This is a genomic window from Streptomyces sp. MspMP-M5 (genome assembly GCF_000373585.1).
GTDB lineage: Bacteria > Actinomycetota > Actinomycetes > Streptomycetales > Streptomycetaceae > Streptomyces.
Window position 1 is genome coordinate 188,619 of sequence record NZ_KB891885.1, and the last position, 19,172, is coordinate 207,790.

At 73.8% G+C, this 19,172-nt stretch carries 15 protein-coding genes; 6 read left to right on the forward strand and 9 right to left on the reverse strand.

Annotated elements, in window-relative coordinates:
• The first annotated feature begins 105 nt into the window (after positions 1 to 105).
• On the forward strand, positions 106 to 747 hold the full coding sequence (locus B073_RS0113830; protein WP_018538693.1) for a flavin reductase: 642 nt from the start codon (positions 106 to 108) through the stop codon (positions 745 to 747).
• 24 nt (positions 748 to 771) lie between these two features.
• On the opposite strand, the gene B073_RS0113835 is transcribed toward B073_RS0113830, so the two are convergent.
• Positions 772 to 1,845, reverse strand: coding sequence for a Zn-dependent alcohol dehydrogenase (locus B073_RS0113835; RefSeq protein WP_018538694.1), 1,074 nt, complete (start codon positions 1,843 to 1,845; stop codon positions 772 to 774).
• Positions 1,846 to 2,113: 268 nt separating this feature from the next.
• Positions 2,114 to 3,079: an SDR family NAD(P)-dependent oxidoreductase gene (locus B073_RS0113840; RefSeq protein WP_018538695.1), complete on the reverse strand. Its 966-nt coding sequence runs from the start codon at positions 3,077 to 3,079 to the stop codon at positions 2,114 to 2,116.
• 165 nt (positions 3,080 to 3,244) lie between these two features.
• Here B073_RS0113840 and B073_RS0113845 point away from each other — a divergent pair, with 165 nt between their 5' ends.
• Positions 3,245 to 4,171, forward strand: a complete 927-nt coding sequence (locus B073_RS0113845) for a cyclase family protein (protein ID WP_018538696.1) — start codon at positions 3,245 to 3,247, stop codon at positions 4,169 to 4,171.
• Positions 4,172 to 4,424: 253 nt separating this feature from the next.
• On the opposite strand, the gene B073_RS0113850 is transcribed toward B073_RS0113845, so the two are convergent.
• The 3 genes from B073_RS0113850 to B073_RS0113860 all read right to left on the reverse strand — a co-directional run bounded on the left by B073_RS0113850 (position 4,425) and on the right by B073_RS0113860 (position 7,523).
• Positions 4,425 to 4,919, reverse strand: coding sequence for an ATP-binding protein (locus B073_RS0113850; RefSeq protein WP_037811631.1), 495 nt, complete (start codon positions 4,917 to 4,919; stop codon positions 4,425 to 4,427).
• A gap of 481 nt (positions 4,920 to 5,400) precedes the next feature.
• Positions 5,401 to 6,360 (reverse strand): acyl-CoA dehydrogenase family protein, encoded by a 960-nt coding sequence (locus B073_RS0113855; protein WP_018538698.1) that lies wholly within the window; start codon positions 6,358 to 6,360, stop codon positions 5,401 to 5,403.
• An 8-nt stretch (positions 6,361 to 6,368) separates the two neighbouring features.
• On the reverse strand, positions 6,369 to 7,523 hold the full coding sequence (locus tag B073_RS0113860) for an acyl-CoA dehydrogenase (RefSeq protein ID WP_018538699.1): 1,155 nt from the start codon (positions 7,521 to 7,523) through the stop codon (positions 6,369 to 6,371).
• 181 nt (positions 7,524 to 7,704) lie between these two features.
• On the opposite strand from B073_RS0113860, the gene B073_RS0113865 reads away from it, so the two are divergent.
• Both B073_RS0113865 and B073_RS0113870 read left to right on the forward strand, forming a co-directional pair.
• Positions 7,705 to 8,547, forward strand: a complete 843-nt coding sequence (locus B073_RS0113865) for a helix-turn-helix domain-containing protein (RefSeq protein WP_018538700.1) — start codon at positions 7,705 to 7,707, stop codon at positions 8,545 to 8,547.
• A complete protein-coding gene (locus tag B073_RS0113870) occupies positions 8,529 to 8,816 on the forward strand; it encodes a DUF397 domain-containing protein (protein ID WP_018538701.1) in 288 nt (95 codons plus the stop codon). The genes B073_RS0113865 and B073_RS0113870 overlap by 19 nt, the downstream gene beginning before the upstream one ends.
• Here the strand turns inward: B073_RS0113870 and B073_RS0113875 are convergent.
• Complete coding sequence (locus B073_RS0113875) at positions 8,801 to 10,990, reverse strand: protein kinase (RefSeq protein ID WP_018538702.1); 2,190 nt, start codon at positions 10,988 to 10,990, stop codon at positions 8,801 to 8,803. The two genes, B073_RS0113870 and B073_RS0113875, sit on opposite strands and share 16 nt — an antisense overlap.
• Before the next feature lie 131 nt (positions 10,991 to 11,121).
• Positions 11,122 to 13,230: a serine/threonine-protein kinase gene (locus tag B073_RS0113880; protein ID WP_018538703.1), complete on the reverse strand. Its 2,109-nt coding sequence runs from the start codon at positions 13,228 to 13,230 to the stop codon at positions 11,122 to 11,124.
• A 188-nt stretch (positions 13,231 to 13,418) separates the two neighbouring features.
• Between B073_RS0113880 and B073_RS0113885 the strand changes: the two genes are divergently transcribed.
• Complete coding sequence (locus tag B073_RS0113885; RefSeq protein ID WP_018538704.1) at positions 13,419 to 14,630, forward strand: serine hydrolase domain-containing protein; 1,212 nt, start codon at positions 13,419 to 13,421, stop codon at positions 14,628 to 14,630.
• Between the two features lie 27 nt (positions 14,631 to 14,657).
• Here the strand turns inward: B073_RS0113885 and B073_RS0113890 are convergent, their stop codons facing one another.
• Entirely contained in the window at positions 14,658 to 16,367 is a 1,710-nt protein-coding gene (locus B073_RS0113890) for a glycerol-3-phosphate dehydrogenase/oxidase (protein WP_018538705.1), read from the reverse strand.
• Positions 16,368 to 16,615: 248 nt separating this feature from the next.
• Here B073_RS0113890 and B073_RS0113895 point away from each other — a divergent pair, with 248 nt between their 5' ends.
• Positions 16,616 to 17,863, forward strand: a complete 1,248-nt coding sequence (locus tag B073_RS0113895) for a nucleotide sugar dehydrogenase (protein ID WP_018538706.1) — start codon at positions 16,616 to 16,618, stop codon at positions 17,861 to 17,863.
• Positions 17,864 to 18,049: 186 nt separating this feature from the next.
• Here B073_RS0113895 and B073_RS0113900 read toward each other — a convergent pair whose 3' ends face one another.
• On the reverse strand, positions 18,050 to 19,165 hold the full coding sequence (locus tag B073_RS0113900; RefSeq protein WP_018538707.1) for a GuaB3 family IMP dehydrogenase-related protein: 1,116 nt from the start codon (positions 19,163 to 19,165) through the stop codon (positions 18,050 to 18,052).
• Positions 19,166 to 19,172: the final 7 nt, after the last annotated feature.

A 19,172-nucleotide genomic window follows, 5' to 3' on the forward strand; every position in this document is an offset into this window, starting at 1 on the left:
TCCCCCAATCTCCCCCGAACCATCATGATCCGGCCCGCGGTTCGCCGCCGAACCACCCGTGTGAGTGGCGCCCGCCCCTTCCTATCTGACGGACCATCAGTTTCAATGGGCGGCATGATGGGACACGCCGGAATGGCGGCCACGGCCATCCGCTACCTCCGCTCCGTCGGCGCCCCCACCGCCGCGGCGCCGACGCCCCCGCCCGCCCGTACCCCGGCCGCGCGCCCCTCGCTGCGCACCGTCCGCGACGACGAGCGCGCCCCCCTGGACACGGCCGAATTCCGCTCCGTCCTGGGCCACTTCGCGAGCGGCGTCACGATCATCACGGCCCCCGGCGAGCCGGGCCCGGCCGGTTTCGCCTGCCAGTCCTTCGCCTCGCTCTCCCTGGACCCGCCCCTGGTGGCGTTCATGGCGGGCCGCACCTCGACGACCTGGCCGCGCCTGGCGCGGGCCGGCGTCTTCTGCGTCAACGTGCTCGGCGCCGAACAGGGCGGCCTCTGCCGCGCGTTCGCCGTCAGCGGCGCCGACAAGTTCGCCGGCGTCCACCACACCCCGGCCCCGGTCACCGGTTCCCCCCGCCTCGCGGACGTCCCCGCGTGGATCGACTGCACGATCCACGCCGTCCACACCGGCGGCGACCACCTCATCGTCGTCGGCCGCGTCGAGGCCCTGGGCACCGACCCGACCGCCGCACAACAGGGCCCGCTCCTCTTCCACCGGGGCACGTTCGGCCGCCTCGCCCCGTAGGCGCGGAGATCCGTCAGAAGCGCCCTAGCCCCCGAAGACCAGCACCGCCCGTGCCACCCGCCCGCCATGGGTGTCGTCCGCGGCCTTGGCGAAGTCGTCCACCTCATACGTCCTGGTCACCAACTCGTCCAGCAGCAGCCGCCCTTCGCGGTACAGCCGCGCGTAGAGCGCGATGTCCCGCTGGGGGCGGGCGGAGCCGTAGCGGCAGCCGAGGATGGACTTGTCCAGATACATGGCGGAGACCAGGAAGGACGCCTCGGCGGTGGCCGGCGGGACGCCCAGCAGCACCGCCTGCCCGTGCCGGTCCAGCAGGTCGACCGCCTGCCGGATCAGCCGCGTGCTGCCCACGCACTCGAAGGTGTGGTCGGCCCCGGTCGGCAGGATCTCCTTCACCGCCCGGACGCTGTCCGGCACCGCCGACGCGTCCACGAAGTGCGTGGCCCCGAACTGCCGCGCCTTCGCCTCCTTCGCGGGGTTGGCGTCCACCGCCACGATCACCGACGCGCCCGCGATCCGCGCGCCCTGGAGCACATTGAGCCCGATCCCGCCGGCCCCGATCACCACCACCGAGTCCCCGCGGTCCACCCGCGCCCGGTTCAGCACCGCCCCCACCCCGGTCAGCACCCCGCACCCGATCAGCGCGGCCGAGGCCGGCGGGATCTCCTTCGGGATCTTCACCGCCTGCACCGCCTTGACGACCGTACGCTCCGCGAACGCCGAGTTCGAGGCGAAGTTGAACAGCTCGGTGCCGCCCCGCCGGAACGGTTTCGCGGGCATCCCGATCGCCTTGCGGCACATCGTCGGCCGGCCCCGGTCGCACTCCGCGCACGCCCCGCAGTTCGCCAGCGTCGACAGCGCCACATGATCCCCGGGCACCACATGGGCAACGCCCGCCCCGACGGCCTCGACCACCCCCGCACCCTCGTGCCCCAGCACCACCGGCACCGGAAACGGAATCGTCCCGTCGATCACCGACAGATCGCTGTGGCACAACCCGGCCGCCCGTATCCCCACCAGCACCTCACCGGGCCCCGGGTCCCGCACCTCCAGATCGTCCACGACGCGCACCTGCTCCCCGTCGAACACCACACCCTTCATCCCCGCTCCCCTCCGGACGACAACACGACACCCGTTCCAGCCCACCCACCGCAACCCACGACAACCCCCTTCCCACCCCCAACGGGAGGGGACGGGCCGGAGGGGCAGGGGGTGTCCGGACGTAAAGCGAAGCAGTCCGGNCACCCCCTGCCCCGGAGGCCCGTCACCGCACCCCACAGCCCCGCGCAGCGGACCGGCGCCGCCAGGCGCAAAAAGGCGAACCCCTACGGCGGGACAGCCGACAACGTGGGAAGCAAGCCAAGCGCAGCTACTCGTTGGGCCGCTCCCCCGCCCCCGCCGCCCGCGCCATCTCCTCCAACTGCGCCAGCATCGGCATGGGATCGACGCCGATGCCGCCCGGCCCGGCGATCACCTCGGCGACCCGCTCCGGCGTCCACCACCGCCCCCCGTCAGGGCCCGGCCGCCCCCCGTCGGGCTCCGACGGAAAATCGTCGGCCCGCACGGAGCGCAGCTCCCTCGGCTGGGCCCACACCGCGATCTTCGGCCCCGCCACGGTGTACACCTGGCCGGTGACCCCGTCGGCCCGCGCGCCGTCGCCGAGCAGGTAGACGACGAGCGCCGCCACGTCCTCCGGTTCGCCGATCTCCGTCAGCTCCATCGGCACATTGGCCGACATCCGCGTCCGGGCGACCGGCGCCACCGCATTGGCGGTGACCCCGTACTTGTGCAGCCCCAGCGCCGCGCTGCGCACCAGCGAGATGATCCCGCCCTTGGCCGAGGCGTAGTTGGCCTGGGCGACGCTGCCCTGGTGGTTGCCGCTGGTGAAGCCGATCAGGGTGCCGGACTTCTGCTTGCGCATCACCGCCGCGGCGGCCCGGAAGACCGTGAAGGTGCCCTTGAGGTGGGTGGCGACGACCGGGTCCCACTCCTCCTCGGACATATTGAAGAGCATTCGCTCGCGCAGGATGCCGGCCACGCACACCACACCGTCGATCCGCCCGTACTCGGCGAGCGCGGTGTCCACGATCCGCTGCCCGCCGGCCATCGTGGAGACGTCGTCGGCGACGGCCGTGGCGGTGCCGCCCGCCGCCACGATCTCCTTGACCACGGCCTCGGCCACCTCGCTGCTGGGCTCGCCGCCCTCGATGGAGACGCCGTAGTCGTTGACCACCACCTTGGCGCCCTCGGCCGCGGCGGCCAGGGCGACGGCCCGCCCGATGCCGCGCCCGGCCCCCGTGACGGCGACCACCTTGCCGGACAGGAAGTTCCCCATGCCGCGCCCCTTCCCACAGTTTCTGACGGCCCGTTAGATTTTTGGGCAGACGCGGTACGAGCACAAGCCCCCGGACCAACCCCGGCCCAACTCCGGCCCACCGGAAGACAGGACCGGCCAGGCCGCCCCGTCCACCCCGTCCGCCCTCGCCCCAGGAGCAACCCCATGCCCCTCCCCCAGGAGTTCCACGACATCGCCCGGCGCGTGAACAACTGGGGCCGCTGGGGCCCGGACGACGAGATCGGCACCCTGAACCTGATCACCCCGGACGTGGTGCGCGCCGCCGCCGCGACCGTCCGCAGCGGCCGCCGCGTCCCGCTCGCCCTGCCGCTGCGGCAGGACGGCGTGCAGACCGGCCTGATACCGGGGCGGGTCAACCCGCTGCACACCATGGTCGCCGTCAACCAGGAACTCTTCGGCCCGGGGACCGTCGCCACCTCCGACGACACCGTCACCATGGGCCTCCAGGCCGCCACCCACTGGGACGGCCTGACCCATGTCTCGCACTCGGGGCGGCTCTACAACGGCCGGCCCGCCGACGCCGTCACCGCGCACCGCGGCGCCACCGTCCTGGGCATCGAGAAGGCCACCCCGCTCGTCTCCCGCGGGGTCCTGCTGGACGTGGCGCGGGCCCACGGCACCGACCGGCTGCCGGGCGGGCACGCGGTCACGCCGGAGGACCTGGACGCCGCCGAGGAGTTGGCCGGGACGGCGGTCCGCTCCGGCGACGTGGTCCTGGTCCGGACGGGCCAGCTGCGGCACTACCTGGCCGGCGACCGGGAGGCGTACGCGTACCCGTCGCCGGGGCTGTCGCTGCGCACCCCGGAGTGGTTCCACGCCCGCGGGGTCGCCGCGGTCGCCAACGACACCCTGACCTTCGAGATCTTCCCGCCGGAGGTCGAGGGCCTGTGGATGCCGGTGCACGCCCTGCACCTCGTCGAGATGGGCATGCTCCAGGGCCAGAACTGGAACCTGGAGGAGCTGACGACGGCCTGTGCGCAGGAGGGCCGTTACGCCTTCCTGCTGTCCGCGGTGGCCGAGCCGTTCGTCGGCGGCACGGGCAGTCCGGTCGCGCCGGTGGCCGTGCTGTGAGGCCGGGCGCACCGTCCGCGGTGCGCGACCGGCTCCGGACCGGCCAGGCGGCGGCGCGCGCTGCGCGCCCCGAGCACGGCATCGTGGGCCGCCACCTGGCTCCGGGTCGCGATCCGCACTCGCCAAGGCCGCGGGCCATCGGCCCTGCACGCCCTTGCCGTCCCCTCACGGCGCATCGCTTCCCCAAGAGTGATCACCAGGGAACGCCACGTCAACACCTGGTCTGGACTAATTCCGCGTCAGGCGAACCGATTCAGCGATTTACGACCGATTTGTCGTGACGGTCGTTTACGGCGCAAGCCGGGTCATATGCCCCCAGGTCCGTACCGGCCGCCATCAGCAGCGGCTGCCCGCGGTCGACTTCGCACCAGATCCGCTTGCCGGCTCCCTCGCGCTGCCAGCCCCAGCGGTCCGCGAGGCCGTCCACCAGTTCCAGGCCACGGCCGTTGGTGTCCTCGCCGTCCGCGTGCCGTTGGCGCGGCGGGCGGGCGCTGGCGTCCACCACCTCGACCCGCACGGTGCCCACCACGGCACCCGTGCCCGAGAAGCACATCCGCAGCCGGGCCGCCGAGCCCGTGTGCACCACGGCGTTGGTGACCAGCTCCGAGATCAGCAGGATCAGCGTCTCGGCGAGCGGCTCGTCCGCTCCTATTCCCGACCCCGCGAGCCTCGACCGGGCCCACCGCCGCGCCCGCCCCACTTCCGCGGGGTCGGGCCGCACTTCCAACTGCACTTGAAGCACCTGCACCGCTCACACCATCCGAACCGGCGGAAACATCGCCTCGCGCCTCCACGGAGTCACGGTGCGTGACTCCGGCGAAGCACAGCATGGTTGACGTTCAGTCACCGCAACAACCGCTTCGGGCATATTCCAGCGCAAGGGAGTATGCGTGCGGCATACTGTGCGACGCACAGCGCGGAGAGTCGAACATGGGGGGTCGTCGGGGCCTCGCCCGAGGCGAGCGGCGCGCACCCGATGCCCCGGAGCCGTCCTTCCGACGGCACCGTGACATTTGCGACACAGAACCACTCGCACCCCACGGAGCGTACCCGAGCACGGCACCGACTCCCGCCTGTGACGAGTCACGCCTAGGACACAACCCGATATCGACCCTCCGTGATCGCTTGTGCGTGAGGGATCCGACATTTCGCACACCGGTTGGCGAAGTCTGACATCGACGGCGCGACCCCTGCGCCCGGCACACCTCCGCGGACGCCGGCGCACGCCCTCACCCCGCCAGCGCCCGCGCCAGGCGCTCCTCCGCCTCCCGAGCGTCGCCCCAGCGCTCGGCCCGCAACCAGGCCCGTTTGAGGTGCAGATGGACCTCGGCCTCCCAGGTGAAGCCCATCCCGCCGTGCACCTGGAGGCAGTCCCGGGCATTGCCCACCGCGGCCTCGTCCGCCAGCAGCTTGGCGCCCGCGATGTCGAGGGCGTCCCCGGTCACCGCCGCCGCGTAGACCGCGGCGCGGGCCAGCTCGGCGCGCACCAGCATCCCGGCACACAGGTGCTTGACCGCCTGGAACGAGCCGATGGGCGCGCCGAACTGGGTGCGCTGCCGGGCGTACGCCACCGCCGTCTCGACCGTCCGGCCGGCGCTGCCCAGCTGCTCGGCGGCGGTCAGCAGGGCCGCCTCGCGGCGCAGCCGGGACGCGTCCAGGCCGGGCAGCGGGGTGGTGCGCGGGTGGCCGGTCACGCGGGCGAGCGGGGTGAGCGGGTCGACGGACGCGAAGGGCGCGCGGGCCACCTCGGCGGGCGCGCTCCGGTACACCGCGCCGGCACGCTCCGGCGCACCACCCTCGACGAGGATCAACACGTCGCAGTGGTCCGGGTGTTCCCACAGCACCGAGTCGGCCCCGCCGTCACACAGGGCCACGATCCGCTCGCCGGTCGCCACCCCGTCCACCGCCCCGGCCAGCAGCTGCCCGGCCACCAGCGGCCCCGGCAGCAGCGCCCGGCCCGCCTCCTCGAAGACCAGCACCGCCTCCGGCAGTCCCAGCCCGACCCCGCCGTCCGCCTCCGGGAGCCGCAGCGCGAAGAACCCGGCGTCGGCCAGTTCCCGCCACAGCCCGCGGTCCGGCGCCGGGGCGTCGACCGCCGCCCGCAGCCGGTCCCGGCCGAAGCGCCCCGCCAGCAGCTCCCGCGTCCCGTCCCGCAACGCCCGCTGGTCGTCGGTGAGTTGGAAGTCCACCGGCCCGCTCACCGCCCCTTCGGCAGGCCGAGGATGCGCTCGGCGACGATGTTCCGCTGGATCTGCGAGGTGCCCGCGGCGATGGTGTAGGCGAGCGCGGAGAGCCGGTCGGCGACCCAGGGGTGCGCGGCGTCCAGCGCCTGCCCGCCGAGCACCTCGGCCGCCGCGTCGTAGAGCTCCTGGCGGGCGTGCGAGTAGCGCAGCTTGAAGACCGAACCGCCGGTACCGGGCACACCGCCGGATCTCTGCGCCGCGCTGACGTTCCACTGGGTCAGCCGCCACAGCGCGGCGAACTCGGCGTTCAGCCGGCCCAGGCGGCGGCGGAGCACGGCGTCGCCCCAGCGGCCGTTGGCGCGGGCGGTGCGGGCGAGTTCCGCGAGCACCCGGCGGCAGGCCACCACCTCGCCCACGAAGGCGGTGCCGCGCTCGAAGGAGAGCGTCACCATCGTCACCCGCCAGCCGTCGTGCTCGGCGCCGACGCGGTTGCCGACCGGTATCCGGACCTCGTCGAGGAACACCTCGGCGAACTCCGTGGAGCCGGCCAGCGTCCGCAGCGGCCGCACGGTCACCCCCGGCGCGTCCATCGGCATCGCCAGCCAGCTGATGCCGCGGTGCCGGGGCGCCTCGGGATCGGTGCGGACGAGCAGTTCGCACCAGTCGGCGACCTCGGCGTGCGACGTCCAGATCTTGCTGCCGGTCACGACGTAGTCGTCGCCGTCCCGGACCGCCCGGGTGCGCAGCGCGGCCAGGTCGGAACCGGCGTCCGGTTCGCTGAAGCCCTGGCACCAGATCTCGTCGCCGCGCAGGATCGGCGGCAGCCAGCGGGCGCGCTGCGCGGGCGTGCCCTCGGCGGCGACGGTGGGGCCGGCGTGCAGCAGCCCGACGAAGTTGGCGCCGACGTACGGGGCGCCGGCCTTCTCGGTCTCCTCCAGGAAGATCAGGTGCTGGGTGGGAGTGGCACCCCGGCCGCCGGCGTCGACCGGCCAGTGCAGGCCCGCGTACCCGGCGTCGTACAGCATCCGCTGCCAGGCCGCGTCGTAGGCCCGCCGGCCGGGCCAGTCGGTGGCGGCGGGCTTCGGCGGCAGCTTCGGCAGCACCTCGGCGAGCCAGCCCCGCAGCCGGTCCCGGAAGGCTTCCTCTTCTTCGGTGCAGGTGAGGTCCACCGCCGTCGCCCCCTCCCAGGCTCAATGTTTCTGATGGTGCATCAGATTTCGGTGACGGGGTAGCCCCCGAACCCGACCGGGTGGGATTTGTCCGTTCCCCCGGCCTCGCCCCGGCCCCTGAACTACGGTGCGTGCACCGGGAGTCACCGGAACGAACCCGCAGCAGGGAACGGAGCACGCCATGCCGCCGAGAAGGGTGATCACCGGACGGAGCCAGGAGCCGCGCAAGCGGTTCGCGGAGGAACTCCGGTTACTGCGGACGGCGCGGGGAGTGAGCCTGCGGGACCTCGCGAAGGCGGTGGGCTGGGACCCGTCCCTCTTCGGCAAGATGGAGAACGGCCAGACGCTGGGCGGCCCGGAAGTGGCACAGGCGCTGGACACGTACTACGGGACGCCGGGGTTGCTGCTGGCTATGTGGGAGATGGCGGTAGCCGATCCGTCGCAGTTCCTGGAGCAGTACCGGCGGTACATGGAGCTGGAGGCCGGGGCGATGAGCCTGTGGCACTACGCGGTGAGTGCGCCGCCGGGCCTGCTCCAGACGGCTGGGTACGCGCGCGAAGCACTTGCGGCGGGTGGCCTCAAGGGCGAAGAGCTGAACCAGCAGGTCGAGGCGCGCATCGGGCGGCAGAAGCTGCTGGAAGGGGACGACGCTCCGCCATTTCGCGTCATCCTCTCCGAGGCGGTGCTGCGCACGCGGCTGCGTGCTCCCGAGAAGTGGCGAGAACAGCTGGAGTACCTGGCGGAGGCGGCGGAGCGCCCGAACATCACCCTCCACGTTCTGCCGTTCAGCGCCGGCCTTCATGGCCTGATGAGCACCACCATGATGTTCCTGCGGCTGCTGGATGGTCGTACGGTGGCGTACACCGAGAACGACGATCGCGGTGAACTGATCGAGGAAAACTGCCGGGTTGAGCATTTGCAGCGCCGATACGATGCGATGCGCGACCTGGCCCTGTCCCCGCCTGAGTCGCGGAAGTTCATCACCCGGATGTTGGAGGAAGAGCCGTGCGAGCCATCGACCTGACCAACGTGACGTGGCGCAAGAGCAGCTACAGCAACACGAGTGGCGGCGAGTGCATCGAGGTCTCCGACGATCTCCTCGCCACCGCCGCCTGGCGTAAGTCCAGCTACAGCAACACGAATGGCGGTGACTGCGTCGAGATCGCCGACAACATCCCCGCTCTCGTCCCCGTCCGTGACAGCAAGGACCCCCACGGCCCCGCGCTGGTTTTCGACGCGGCGGCCTGGGCGGCGTTCGTCGGCGCCGTCAAGGGCGGTCAGCCGGGCTGGTAGGAGCTGCTTGCCTGGGCGTAGAGGGCGTCCACCTCGGTGCGGGCGGTGTCCGGGCCGATGACCAGGACGAGGTGGTAGCGGCCGTTCTGGATCATCGCGAGGTTGCGGGCGTAGAGCCGGTGGCCGGCGCCGTCCGTCCAGGCGAAGGCGCCCTCGGCCATCGCCGTCGGGCCGACGTCGATCCGCCGCAGCCCGGAGGCCGACGACCAGCCCGCGTCCCGGAACGCCGCCAACTCCGGCTCCCTGGCCTGCTGGTACGCCATCGGGTCGGTGCCGAACGCCGCGGTGGTGTCGCGGCCGGGCACCACCAGCAGGGTGGAGCCGCCGCCGGTGTAGCGCGCCTCGCCCTGCGGGCTGCCGGCGGCGCGCTGCCAGCCGTCGTGCACCGCGATCCGGAAACCGAGGGGGTCGGTGCGCAGGGCGTAGCCGGGGGCGGCGGTCCCGGGGGCGGTGGTCTGCGGGGCGGTGGTGCCCGGTGGGCGGTCGGCGTCCCCGCCCGTGCCGTTGCTCTTCCCGTCGCCGACGTGGCCGGGCGTGGGGGCCGGGCCGGCGCCGGGCGCCGCGGTGCCGGGGCGGTCCGTGCCGGATGCGCCGCCCGGCCCGGACTTCGGCAGGAACACCATGGCGTAGGCGATCCCGGCGACCATCAGCAGCAGGATGACGGTGAGCAGCACCAGGCCCAGGCTGCGCGGGCCCCGCCCCGCCCGCGACCGCTGCGGCACCGGGCCGACCCCGACCTGGCCCAGCAGCTCATGGCTCGACGGCTCCGCCAACGCACCCGGCGAACGGCCCACGGGGCGCGGCATCTTGGACCGCCGGGACGCGGCGGGCGGCTCGACGGAGCGGGGCGGGCGCGCGGGAGCCGCCCAGCCCGCCCCGGCCCGCCTGGGCCGCCGCTGACGCACCAGCTCGCCCCGCCGCCGGACGATCGGCAGCCGCCGCGGATCGGCGGGCCCCGCCGGCGCGGGCAGCGCCACCATCCGGCGGCCCAGATCCGGCTCGGGCGCCGTGCGCACCAACGTCCGCAGCCGGCCGAGCAGTTCCTCGGCCGTCGGCCGCTCGGCCGGGTCCTGGCACAGCAGTGCCGCGACGAGCGGCCGCAGCACCCCGGCGTCCACGGCCTCGGCGGGCCGCTGCGCCCGCACCAGCCGCACCAGCTCGGCGGCGCTCTCCTCGGGATACGGGGGATACCCCTGCACCGCGCGGAACAGCAGCACGCCCACCGCCCACAGATCCGCAGCCGGCCCCACCGGCCCCACCGGGCCCGCCGATCCCACGGCTTCGTCGCTCCCGTTCACCGGCCCGGCCTGCTCCGGCGCCCAGCGCTCGGCGACCGCGCCGACGAGCTCCAGCCGCGCCTGCCGGGCCCGTTCGGCGGCGAGCCCGGTGAGCACCGCGCCGGACGCCGTGGCCACCGCCTCCCCGCCGCTTGCGGCCGCTCCCTTGGCCAGCGACACCGACGCCGGCACCGACGCCGCGGCCGGCTCCCTCGGCATCGGGTCGTACCCGCACAGCGCCTCCTGCGCCGCGCCCGCCGCCAGGCCCGTCAGGACCGCCCGGCCGTCCTCGCAGACCAGGACCGTGCGGGCGGTGATGTTGCGGTGCAGCCAGCCGTGGGCGTGCAGGGCGCGCAGGGCGGTGAGCAGGTCGGCGGCGATCTCCGCGGCGCGGTGCGGGCTCAGCGTCCGTCCGGTGAGCAGCTCGGCCAGCGGGCGGGCGGACAGCAGCTCCCCGACGATCCACAGGCTGCCGTCCTGCGCGAAGACGTCGAAGACCTGCTCCAGCAGGGCGTGATCGGGCAGTTGGGCGGCGGCCGTGGCGGCCTGGACGGCGCGCCGGGCGACCGGGTCCGCGGGAGCGCGCTCGGCATGCCCGTCGACGCCCCGGCCGTGGGCCACCGCCGGGCCGCCGCCGAAACCATCCTGCGCACGCCCGTCCGCCGGATGACCGTCCGGCGCCAACGCCTCGGCCTCCAGCACCTCGGCCTCCACCACCTCCGGCAGCGGCACCTGACGGATCAGCACGTCCTGCCCGCTGTAGGTGTCGAAGGCCGGGAGGCCGGTGAACGGGCCGGGGCCGGCGGGCGGCCGCGCCGCCAGGCGGTAGCGGTCGGCGAGCACTCCGCCCCCGGGCCCGAACGGCCGCGGGGACGCCCCCCTCGCGTGCTCGTCCACGATGCGCCTCCCCTCAGCGGGCGCCGCGTCCGCCGGGGCGGATGCTTACGACTCCGGACTTCTCACGATACGTGGCGGCACCGACAGTTGAGCCCGTCGGACCGCGCCCCGCGCCGGGTCCGTCCGCCGGGTCAGTCCTTGATCGCGAAGGTGCGGAAGGCGGTGTCCCGCAGCTGCCGGCACGCGTCGTCGTCCCAGGCGTCCGCCTTGCACGTGATCATGATGGCGTAGCCGTGGTGGTCGTCGGCCCGGAAGCCGCGGTTGAGCACCCGTACGTCCTCGCCGCCCTGGTGGCGGGTGAACGCCCAGTCCGCGACGGTCGGGAAGCCGCGCCAGCCGACGGCCTTGATGCCCAGGAGGTGGTAGGCGTCGCTGGAGCCGGCCACGCTGGGCTCCAGGCTGCGCCAGGCGGCCGCGGCGTCCTTGCCGGGCGAGTCGTTGTAGTCGACCTGTATGCGCGGGAAGCCGCCGGAGGCGCTGTATATGGCGCCGGAGTTCTCGCCGGCCGTATCGGTCTGCTTGAACCCCTTGGGCATCACCATGGTGAAGTGGAAGGCGCCGTTGGTGACCTGCGCGAAGCCGTCCGGGATCGCCGCCCCGTCCTTCTTCCCGCCGTTGCCGCCATTGCCGTCCTTGCCGTTGCCGCCGGTACCGCCGTCCTTGGCGCCGCCGGACTTCCCGCCGCCCGGGGTGCCCGCGCCGTCCGTGGCGGCGGAACCGCTCGCGCCGGCCGCCTCCGTCGCGTCCCGGCTCGCGGCCGTGCCCTTGGCGCTCTTGCCGCCGCTGGCCGCGGAGTCGGCGCCGTCGCCGCTGCTGAACGCCAGCGCCAGCAGCGTCCCGAGGACGACGACCACCACGGCCGCCGCGATGATCAGCGTCCGGCGCGGGACGACGTCGGTCACCGAGGCGCGCGGCGGGGCGGGACGGCCGTCGCCGTCACCGGGTCTGGGGTCGGACCGGACCGCCGCGGCGGCGTTCCGCACGGACGTCAGGGCCGCGCGCACCCGCTCCTTGGCGGCGTCCGCGTCGAAACCGGCGCGGGCCGGGGTGTCGGCACCGGCCTCGGCGGGCCGCGTCACCGCACTGTCCTTGCCGGACTCCCGCGCCGGCGCCGGCTTCGCCGAACGGCCCGAACCGCCGTCCGTGCGCGCGGTGTTCACCGCACCCTGGGACGTCCCGGCGCCGCCACCGGCCGCCGCCGCCCCGGTCACCGGCTTCGCCTTCGGCTTCTTCGGCAGCCGCGACCCGGCAGCAACACCGGTGGACTTGGCGGACTTGGCGGGCCTGCCGGACTTGCCGTCGGCCCGCTCCGGCCGCTCCGACCGGTCCGGCCGCTTTGCCGGCACGGTGGGCAGCGTCATCGCCCGCGTCGCGTCCATCGGGGGCTCCGGCTCGGTCTCCGGGGCGTGGATGACCGCCAGCAGCAGGGCCCGTGCCCCGGCCTCGTCCAGCCGGCCCGCCGGGTCCTTCACCAGCAAGCCGTAGATGACGTCCTCCAGCGGCCCGGCGCTCTTGGGCGGCTCGACCGGCTCGGTCATCACGGCGGTGAGGGTGGCGATCGCCGAGCCCTTGTCGTACGGGGGGACGCCCTCGACGCAGGCGTACAGCAGGCCGCCGAGCGACCACAGGTCGGCCGGCGGGCCCGGCTTCTGGCCGCGGGCCCGCTCCGGCGAGATGTACGAGGGCGCGCCGACGAGCATGCCGGTGGACGTCACCGACGGGTCGCCCTCGACCTGCGCGATGCCGAAGTCGGTGAGCACGACCCGGCCGTCGTCGGAGATCAGGACGTTGGACGGCTTCACGTCGCGGTGCAGGATGCCCTGGCCGTGGGCGGCGCGCAGGACGTCGAGGACCGCGAGGCCGACCTCGGCGGCGCGGCGCGGGGTGAGCGGGCCGTCGTCACGGATGACCTCGGCCAGCGAGCGGCCCTCCACCAGCTCCATCACGATCCACGGCCGGTCGTCCTCGTCGACCACGTCGTAGACCGTCACCGCGCCGTTGCTGCGGATCCGGGCGATCGCCTTGGCCTCGCGCAGGGTGCGGGTGATCAGACGCCGCTTCTCGTCCTCCTCGATGCCGCCGGGGAAGCGGAGTTCCTTGACCGCGACCGTGCGGCCCAGGACCTCGTCGTCGGCCCGCCAGACGGTGCCCATCCCGCCCCGGCCGAGAACACCGGCGAGCCGGTACCGGCCGGCGAGCAGCCTGCCCTCCTTGCCGTCCATCTCGACCTCGTCGCCCACGGAATCCCCTCTGCATTCCAGCCGAGTTGGCAGTCCCGATGCTCCATCGACCGCCAAACTGACCCAACTCGGACAACCCACCCTGGCAGGGCCTTCATTCTCCCTCATCCACGGCCGTGCGGAAGGCCGGGTGGGTGCCGGAGGGTGCCGCGCACCCGTCATGATGTCCCCGACGACGGGAGTTCTTTTTGCCGCTGCGCCCACCCCGCCCGGTCGCACCGCGCCGACCGCGCCCGACCGTCCGCCTGCTCCCGGCCGTGCTGGCCGCCCTGTCCCTGACGGCGTGTACGAGCACCCCGCCCGCCTCCGTCGCGCCGGCGGCGCCCGCCCGGCCCCGGACCGCCGAGACGGCCGCGCTGCACCGCCTGGTGGCCGACGGCGCGCCCGGCGCGGCCTCGCTCGTCACCCGCTACGGCCGGCCGGCCTCCTCGCGGTTCGCCGCGGCCGGCGTCGCCGATCTGCGCAGCGGCCGGAAGATCGGCCCCCTGGACCACTTCCGGGCGGGCAGCCTCACCAAGACCCTCGTCGCCACGGTCGTGCTGCAACTCGTCGGCGAGGGCCGGCTCTCGCTCGACGACCGCGCCGCCGGCCACCTCCCGCCCGGAGTGCCGCTCACCGGCGCGCACGGCGCGAGCGACCTGCACCGGGTGACGGTCCGCCAACTGCTCGACCACACGAGCGGCCTGTTCAACTACACCGACGACCCCCGCCTCGCCGAACAGCTCTACGGCAGGGGCTTCCCGGCCCACCGCTACGACCACCACACCCCGGCCGAACTGCTGCGGATCGCGCTCGGCCACCCGCCGACCGCCGCCCCCGGCGCCCGCTACTCCTACTCCAACACCAACTACCTGGTGCTCGGCCTGGTCATCCAGGGCGTCACCGGGCACCCGTACGCCGACGAGCTGCGCCGCCGCATCCTGGCCCCGTTCGACCTGCGCGGCACCTCGTTCCCCGGCGACAGCCCGGCGCTGCCCGCGCCGCACGGCCGCGGCTACTCCCGGATCGACGGCCGCGAGGTGGACAGCACCACCCTCGACCCCAGCCGGGCCGGCGCCGCCGGCGAGATGATCACCACCCTCGGCGACCTCAACCGGTTCTTCGCCGCGCTGCTCGGCGGCCGGCTCCTGGCGCCCCGCCAGATGGCCGAACTGCGCGGCGAACAGGCCACCCACGGCGCCTACGGCCTGGGCCTCTACGCCACCCGGCTGCCCTGCGGCGTGACGGTCTGGGGCCACAACGGCGACATCAACGGCTCGTACGCGCAGACCGCCGGCACCGCCGACGGCCGGCACCTGGTCAGCTTCCGGGTCAACACCGACGCCCCGGCCGGCCGGACCGGCGGCACCGCCGTCCTGGCCGCCGAGTTCTGCCCACCCCACCGCAACCGGCGCGCCTGACGCGGGCGGACGCGGGGGCAGCTGCCGCTACGTCAGCGGCACGATGTCCGGCGCGCCCAGCCGGGCCGCGTCCGCCGTCAGGTCGTCCGGCTGGCGCTGCGACTCGCGCTCGGCCTCCACCCGCTTCTCGTAGTGCGCGATCTCCTTCTCGATCTGCGCACTGTCCCAGCCCAGCGCCGGCGCCATCAGCTCGGCCGCCTCCCGGGCGCTGCGGGTGCCGCGGTCGAAGGTCTCGATGGAGATCCGGGTGCGCCGGGTCAGCACGTCGTCGAGGTGCCGGGCGCCCTCGTGCGTACAGGCGTAGACGATCTCGGCGCGCAGGTAGTCGTCGGCGGCGGCGAGCGGCCGGCCCAGCGAGGGGTCGGCCACCACCAGTTCCAGCAGCTCCTCGGTCAACGCGCCGTAACGGTTCAGCAGATGCTCCGTCCGGGCCACGTGCAGCCCGGTCCGGGCTGCGATCCGGGCCCGCGCGTTCCACAGCGCCCGGTAGCCCTCGGCGCCCGCCAGCGGCACGTCCTCGGTGACGCACTCGGCGACCCGGGCGTCCAGCGCGTGCACCGCCTCGTCCACCGCGTCCTTGGCCATCACCCGGTACGTCGTGTACTTGCCGCCCGCGACGACCACCAGCCCCGGCACCGGGTGGGCCACCGTGTGCTCCCGCGACAGCTTGCTGGTGGCGTCCGACTCCCCGGCCAGCAGCGGCCGCAGCCCGGCATAGACACCCTCCACGTCGTCCCTGGTGAGCGGCGTGGCAAGGACGGAATTCACATGCTCCAGCAGATAGTCGATATCGGCACTGGAGGCCGCCGGATGCGCCTTGTCCAGATCCCAGTCCGTATCCGTCGTCCCGATGATCCAGTGCCGCCCCCACGGGATGACGAACAGCACGCTCTTCTCGGTCCGCAGGATCAGCCCGGTCGTCGAATGAATTCGGTCCTTGGGGACGACCAGGTGAATCCCCTTCGACGCCCGGACGTGGAACTGGCCGCGCTCCCCGATCAGCGCCTGGGTGTCGTCCGTCCACACCCCCGTCGCGTTGACGATCTGCCGGGCCCGGATCTCGTGCTCCACGCCGCCCTCGACGTCCTGCACCCGCGCGCCGACCACCCGCTCGCCCTCGCGCAGGAAACCCACCACCCGCGCCCGGTTGGCGACCTGCGCGCCGTACGCGGCGGCGGTGCGCACCAGGGTCATGACGTACCGCGCGTCGTCCATCTGCGCGTCGTAGTACTGCAACGCGCCGACCAGCGCGTCCTTCCGCAGACAGGGCGCCACCCGCAGCGCCCGCCGGTGCGAGAGGTGCCGGTGGACGGGCAGCCCCCGGCCGTGCCCCGAGGAGACCGACATCCCGTCGTAGAGCGCCACACCGGAGCCCGCGTACCAGCGCTCCCAGCCCTTGTGCTGCAACGGATAGAGGAACGGCACCGGCTTGACCAGATGGGGCGCCAGCCGCTGGAGCAGCAGCCCGCGCTCCTTCAACGCCTCCCGCACCAGCGCGAAGTCCAGCATCTCCAGATACCGCAGTCCGCCGTGGATGAGCTTGCTCGACCGGCTGGACGTGCCCGACGCCCAGTCACGGGCCTCCACCAGCCCGGTGTCCAGCCCGCGGGTCGCGGCGTCCAGCGCCGTACCGGCACCGACCACGCCGCCGCCGACCACCAGCACGTCCAGTTCCCGCTCCGCCATCTGGGTGAGCGCCTTGGCGCGCTGCGCCGGTCCGAGTGTCGCTGTCTTCACCACTGCCTCCCGCTGTGATTCGGAACCGGACCCCCCGTCCGTCGATTCTGTCCGCGGCCGCGGCCGGCAACCACCGTCCGCCCGCGGCGGCAACACCCGGCCACCTCGATCCACCAATACCCATTCTGGGTCAAATATCCGCTTAGTCTATTTAAGCCCTTTCGGTGGTCGGCTCCCCCGCACGGCGCCCGGCCGCCACGAGGACACGCGCAGGGCCCACACACTCGCTCGGGAAGGACGGCCGCAGCATGTCCGCAGATCTCGCCGTCATCGGACTCGGTCACCTGGGTCTCCCCCTCGCCCAGGCCGCCACCGCCGCCGGCCTCACCACCCTCGGCTACGACCCCGATCCCCAGGTGGCCGCGCTCCCCGGCAGCGGCGGCCCGCTGTCCGCCACCGAGGTCCGCCGGCTGCTCGCCGCCGGCTTCCGCACCACCGCCGACCCCGCCGACCTGGGCCGGGTCCGTACGGCCGTCCTGTGCAGCCCCACCCCGCTCGGCGCCGACCGCACCCTGGACCTGTCCGCCCTCGCCGAGGCCGCCCGCACCCTCGCCGCCCGCCTGCGCCCGCACACCACCGTCATCCTCGAATCGGCCGGCTACCCGGGCACCACCGAGAAGTTCCTCCGCCCCCTCCTCGAAACCGGCTCCGGACTCACCGCCGGCCGCGACTTCCACCTCGCCTGCTCCCCCACCCGCCACGACCCCGGCAACCGCACCCACCGCTACCGCAACACCCCCAAGGTCATCGGCGGCCTCACCCCCGCCTGCACCGAGGCCGCCGCCGCCTTCTACAGCCGGCTCACCGACAAGGTCGTCCGCGCCCGCGGCCCCCGCGAGGCCGAGACCGCCAACCTCCTGGAAACCAACTACCGGCACATCAACATCGCCCTGATGAACGAGATGGCCGTCTACTGCCACGAGATCGGCGTCGACCTGTGGGACGTCATCCGCTGCGCCGAGACCAAACCGTTCGGCTTCCAGTCCTTCCGCCCCGGCCCCGGCGTCGGCGGCCACGCCGCCCCCATCGACCCCAACCACCGCACCCCGCAGGGCAGTTCACCCGGCGCCCCGCTCCGCCTGGTGGAACTCGCCCAGGAGATCAACGGCCGGATGCCGACCTACGTCATCCAGCGCTGCACCACCCTGCTCAACGAACACGGCAAATCCGCCCGCGGCGCCCGCATCCTGCTCCTCGGCATCACCTACAAACCCGACCTCGCCGACCTCGCCGGCACCCCCGCCGCCGAAGTCGCCGCCCGCCTCAGCGACCTGGGCGCCCACCTCACCTACCACGACCCCTACGTCCCCCACTGGGAGATCCACGGCCGCCCCGTCCCCCGCGCCGACTCCCTCTACGAGGCCGCCGCCACCGCCGACCTGACCGTCCTCCTCCAACCCCACCGCACCTACGACCTCCAGGGCCTGGCCGTAAAAGCCCAACTCCTCCTCGACACCCGCGGCGCGACGCCGACCGGCGCCGCCCACCGCCTGTAAAAACACCAAAGCCCGGCCGCGCACACAGCGCAACCGGGCTCTGCCCTGCTCCCCCACCCCGGAGGCCCCGAACCCGGCACCCACCAGGCAGCGGGGCCCCGCCCCAACACCCCACCCGCCGAAGGCGGAAAGAGCAACCCGCACGGCGGGAAAGCCGACAACGTGGGGCTCAGGCAAAGCGCAGCGTCACCGCCGCGGAGCGACCGTCACCTCAACCCGCTGGAACTCCTTCAACTCGGAGTACCCCGTCGTGGCCATCGCCCTCCGCAGCGCCCCGAAGAAGTTCATCGTCCCGTCCGGCGTCGTCGACGGACCGCACAGGATCTCCTCCGTCGTGCCGACCGCCCCGAGGTCCACCCGCTTGCCGCGCGGCACGTCCTCGTGGACCGCCTCCATGCCCCAGTGGTGGCCGCGGCCCGGCGCGTCCGTCGCCCGCGCCAGCGGCGAGCCCATCATCACCGCGTCCGCCCCGCAGGCGATCGCCTTCGGCAGATCGCCGGAGTACCCGACCCCGCCGTCCGCGATGACGTGCACATACCGGCCGCCGGACTCGTCCATGTAGTCCCGGCGGGCGGCGGCCACATCGGCCACCGCGGTCGCCATCGGCACCTGGATGCCCAGGACGTTCCGCGTCGTGTGCGCGGCACCGCCACCGAACCCGACGAGCACACCCGCCGCGCCCGTCCGCATCAGGTGCAGCGCCGCGGTGTACGTGGCACAGCCGCCGACGATCACCGGCACGTCCAGCTCGTAGATGAACTGCTTGAGGTTCAGCGGCTCGGCGGCGGACGAGACGTGCTCCGCCGACACCGTCGTCCCGCGGATCACGAAGATGTCCACACCGGCGTCCACGACCGCCTTGGAGAACTGCGCGGTGCGCTGCGGGGAGAGCGCGGCGGCGGTGACCACACCGGCATCCCGCACCTCCTTGATCCGCTGCCCGATCAGCTCCTCCTTGATCGGCGCGGCGTAGATCTCCTGGAGACGCTTGGTGGCGGCGGCACCGTCCAGCTCCGCGATCTCCGCCAGCAGCGGCTCCGGGTCCTCGTAGCGGGTCCACAGCCCTTCGAGGTTCAGCACCCCGAGGCCGCCCAGCTCACCGATGCGGATCGCGGTCTGCGGCGAGACCACCGAGTCCATCGGGGCCGCCAGGAACGGCAGCTCGAAGCGGTAGGCGTCGATCTGCCAGGCGATCGAGACCTCCTTCGGGTCGCGAGTGCGCCGACTGGGTACCACGGCGATGTCGTCGAACGCGTATGCCCGGCGGCCGCGCTTGCCGCGCCCGATCTCGATCTCAGTCACTGGTTCT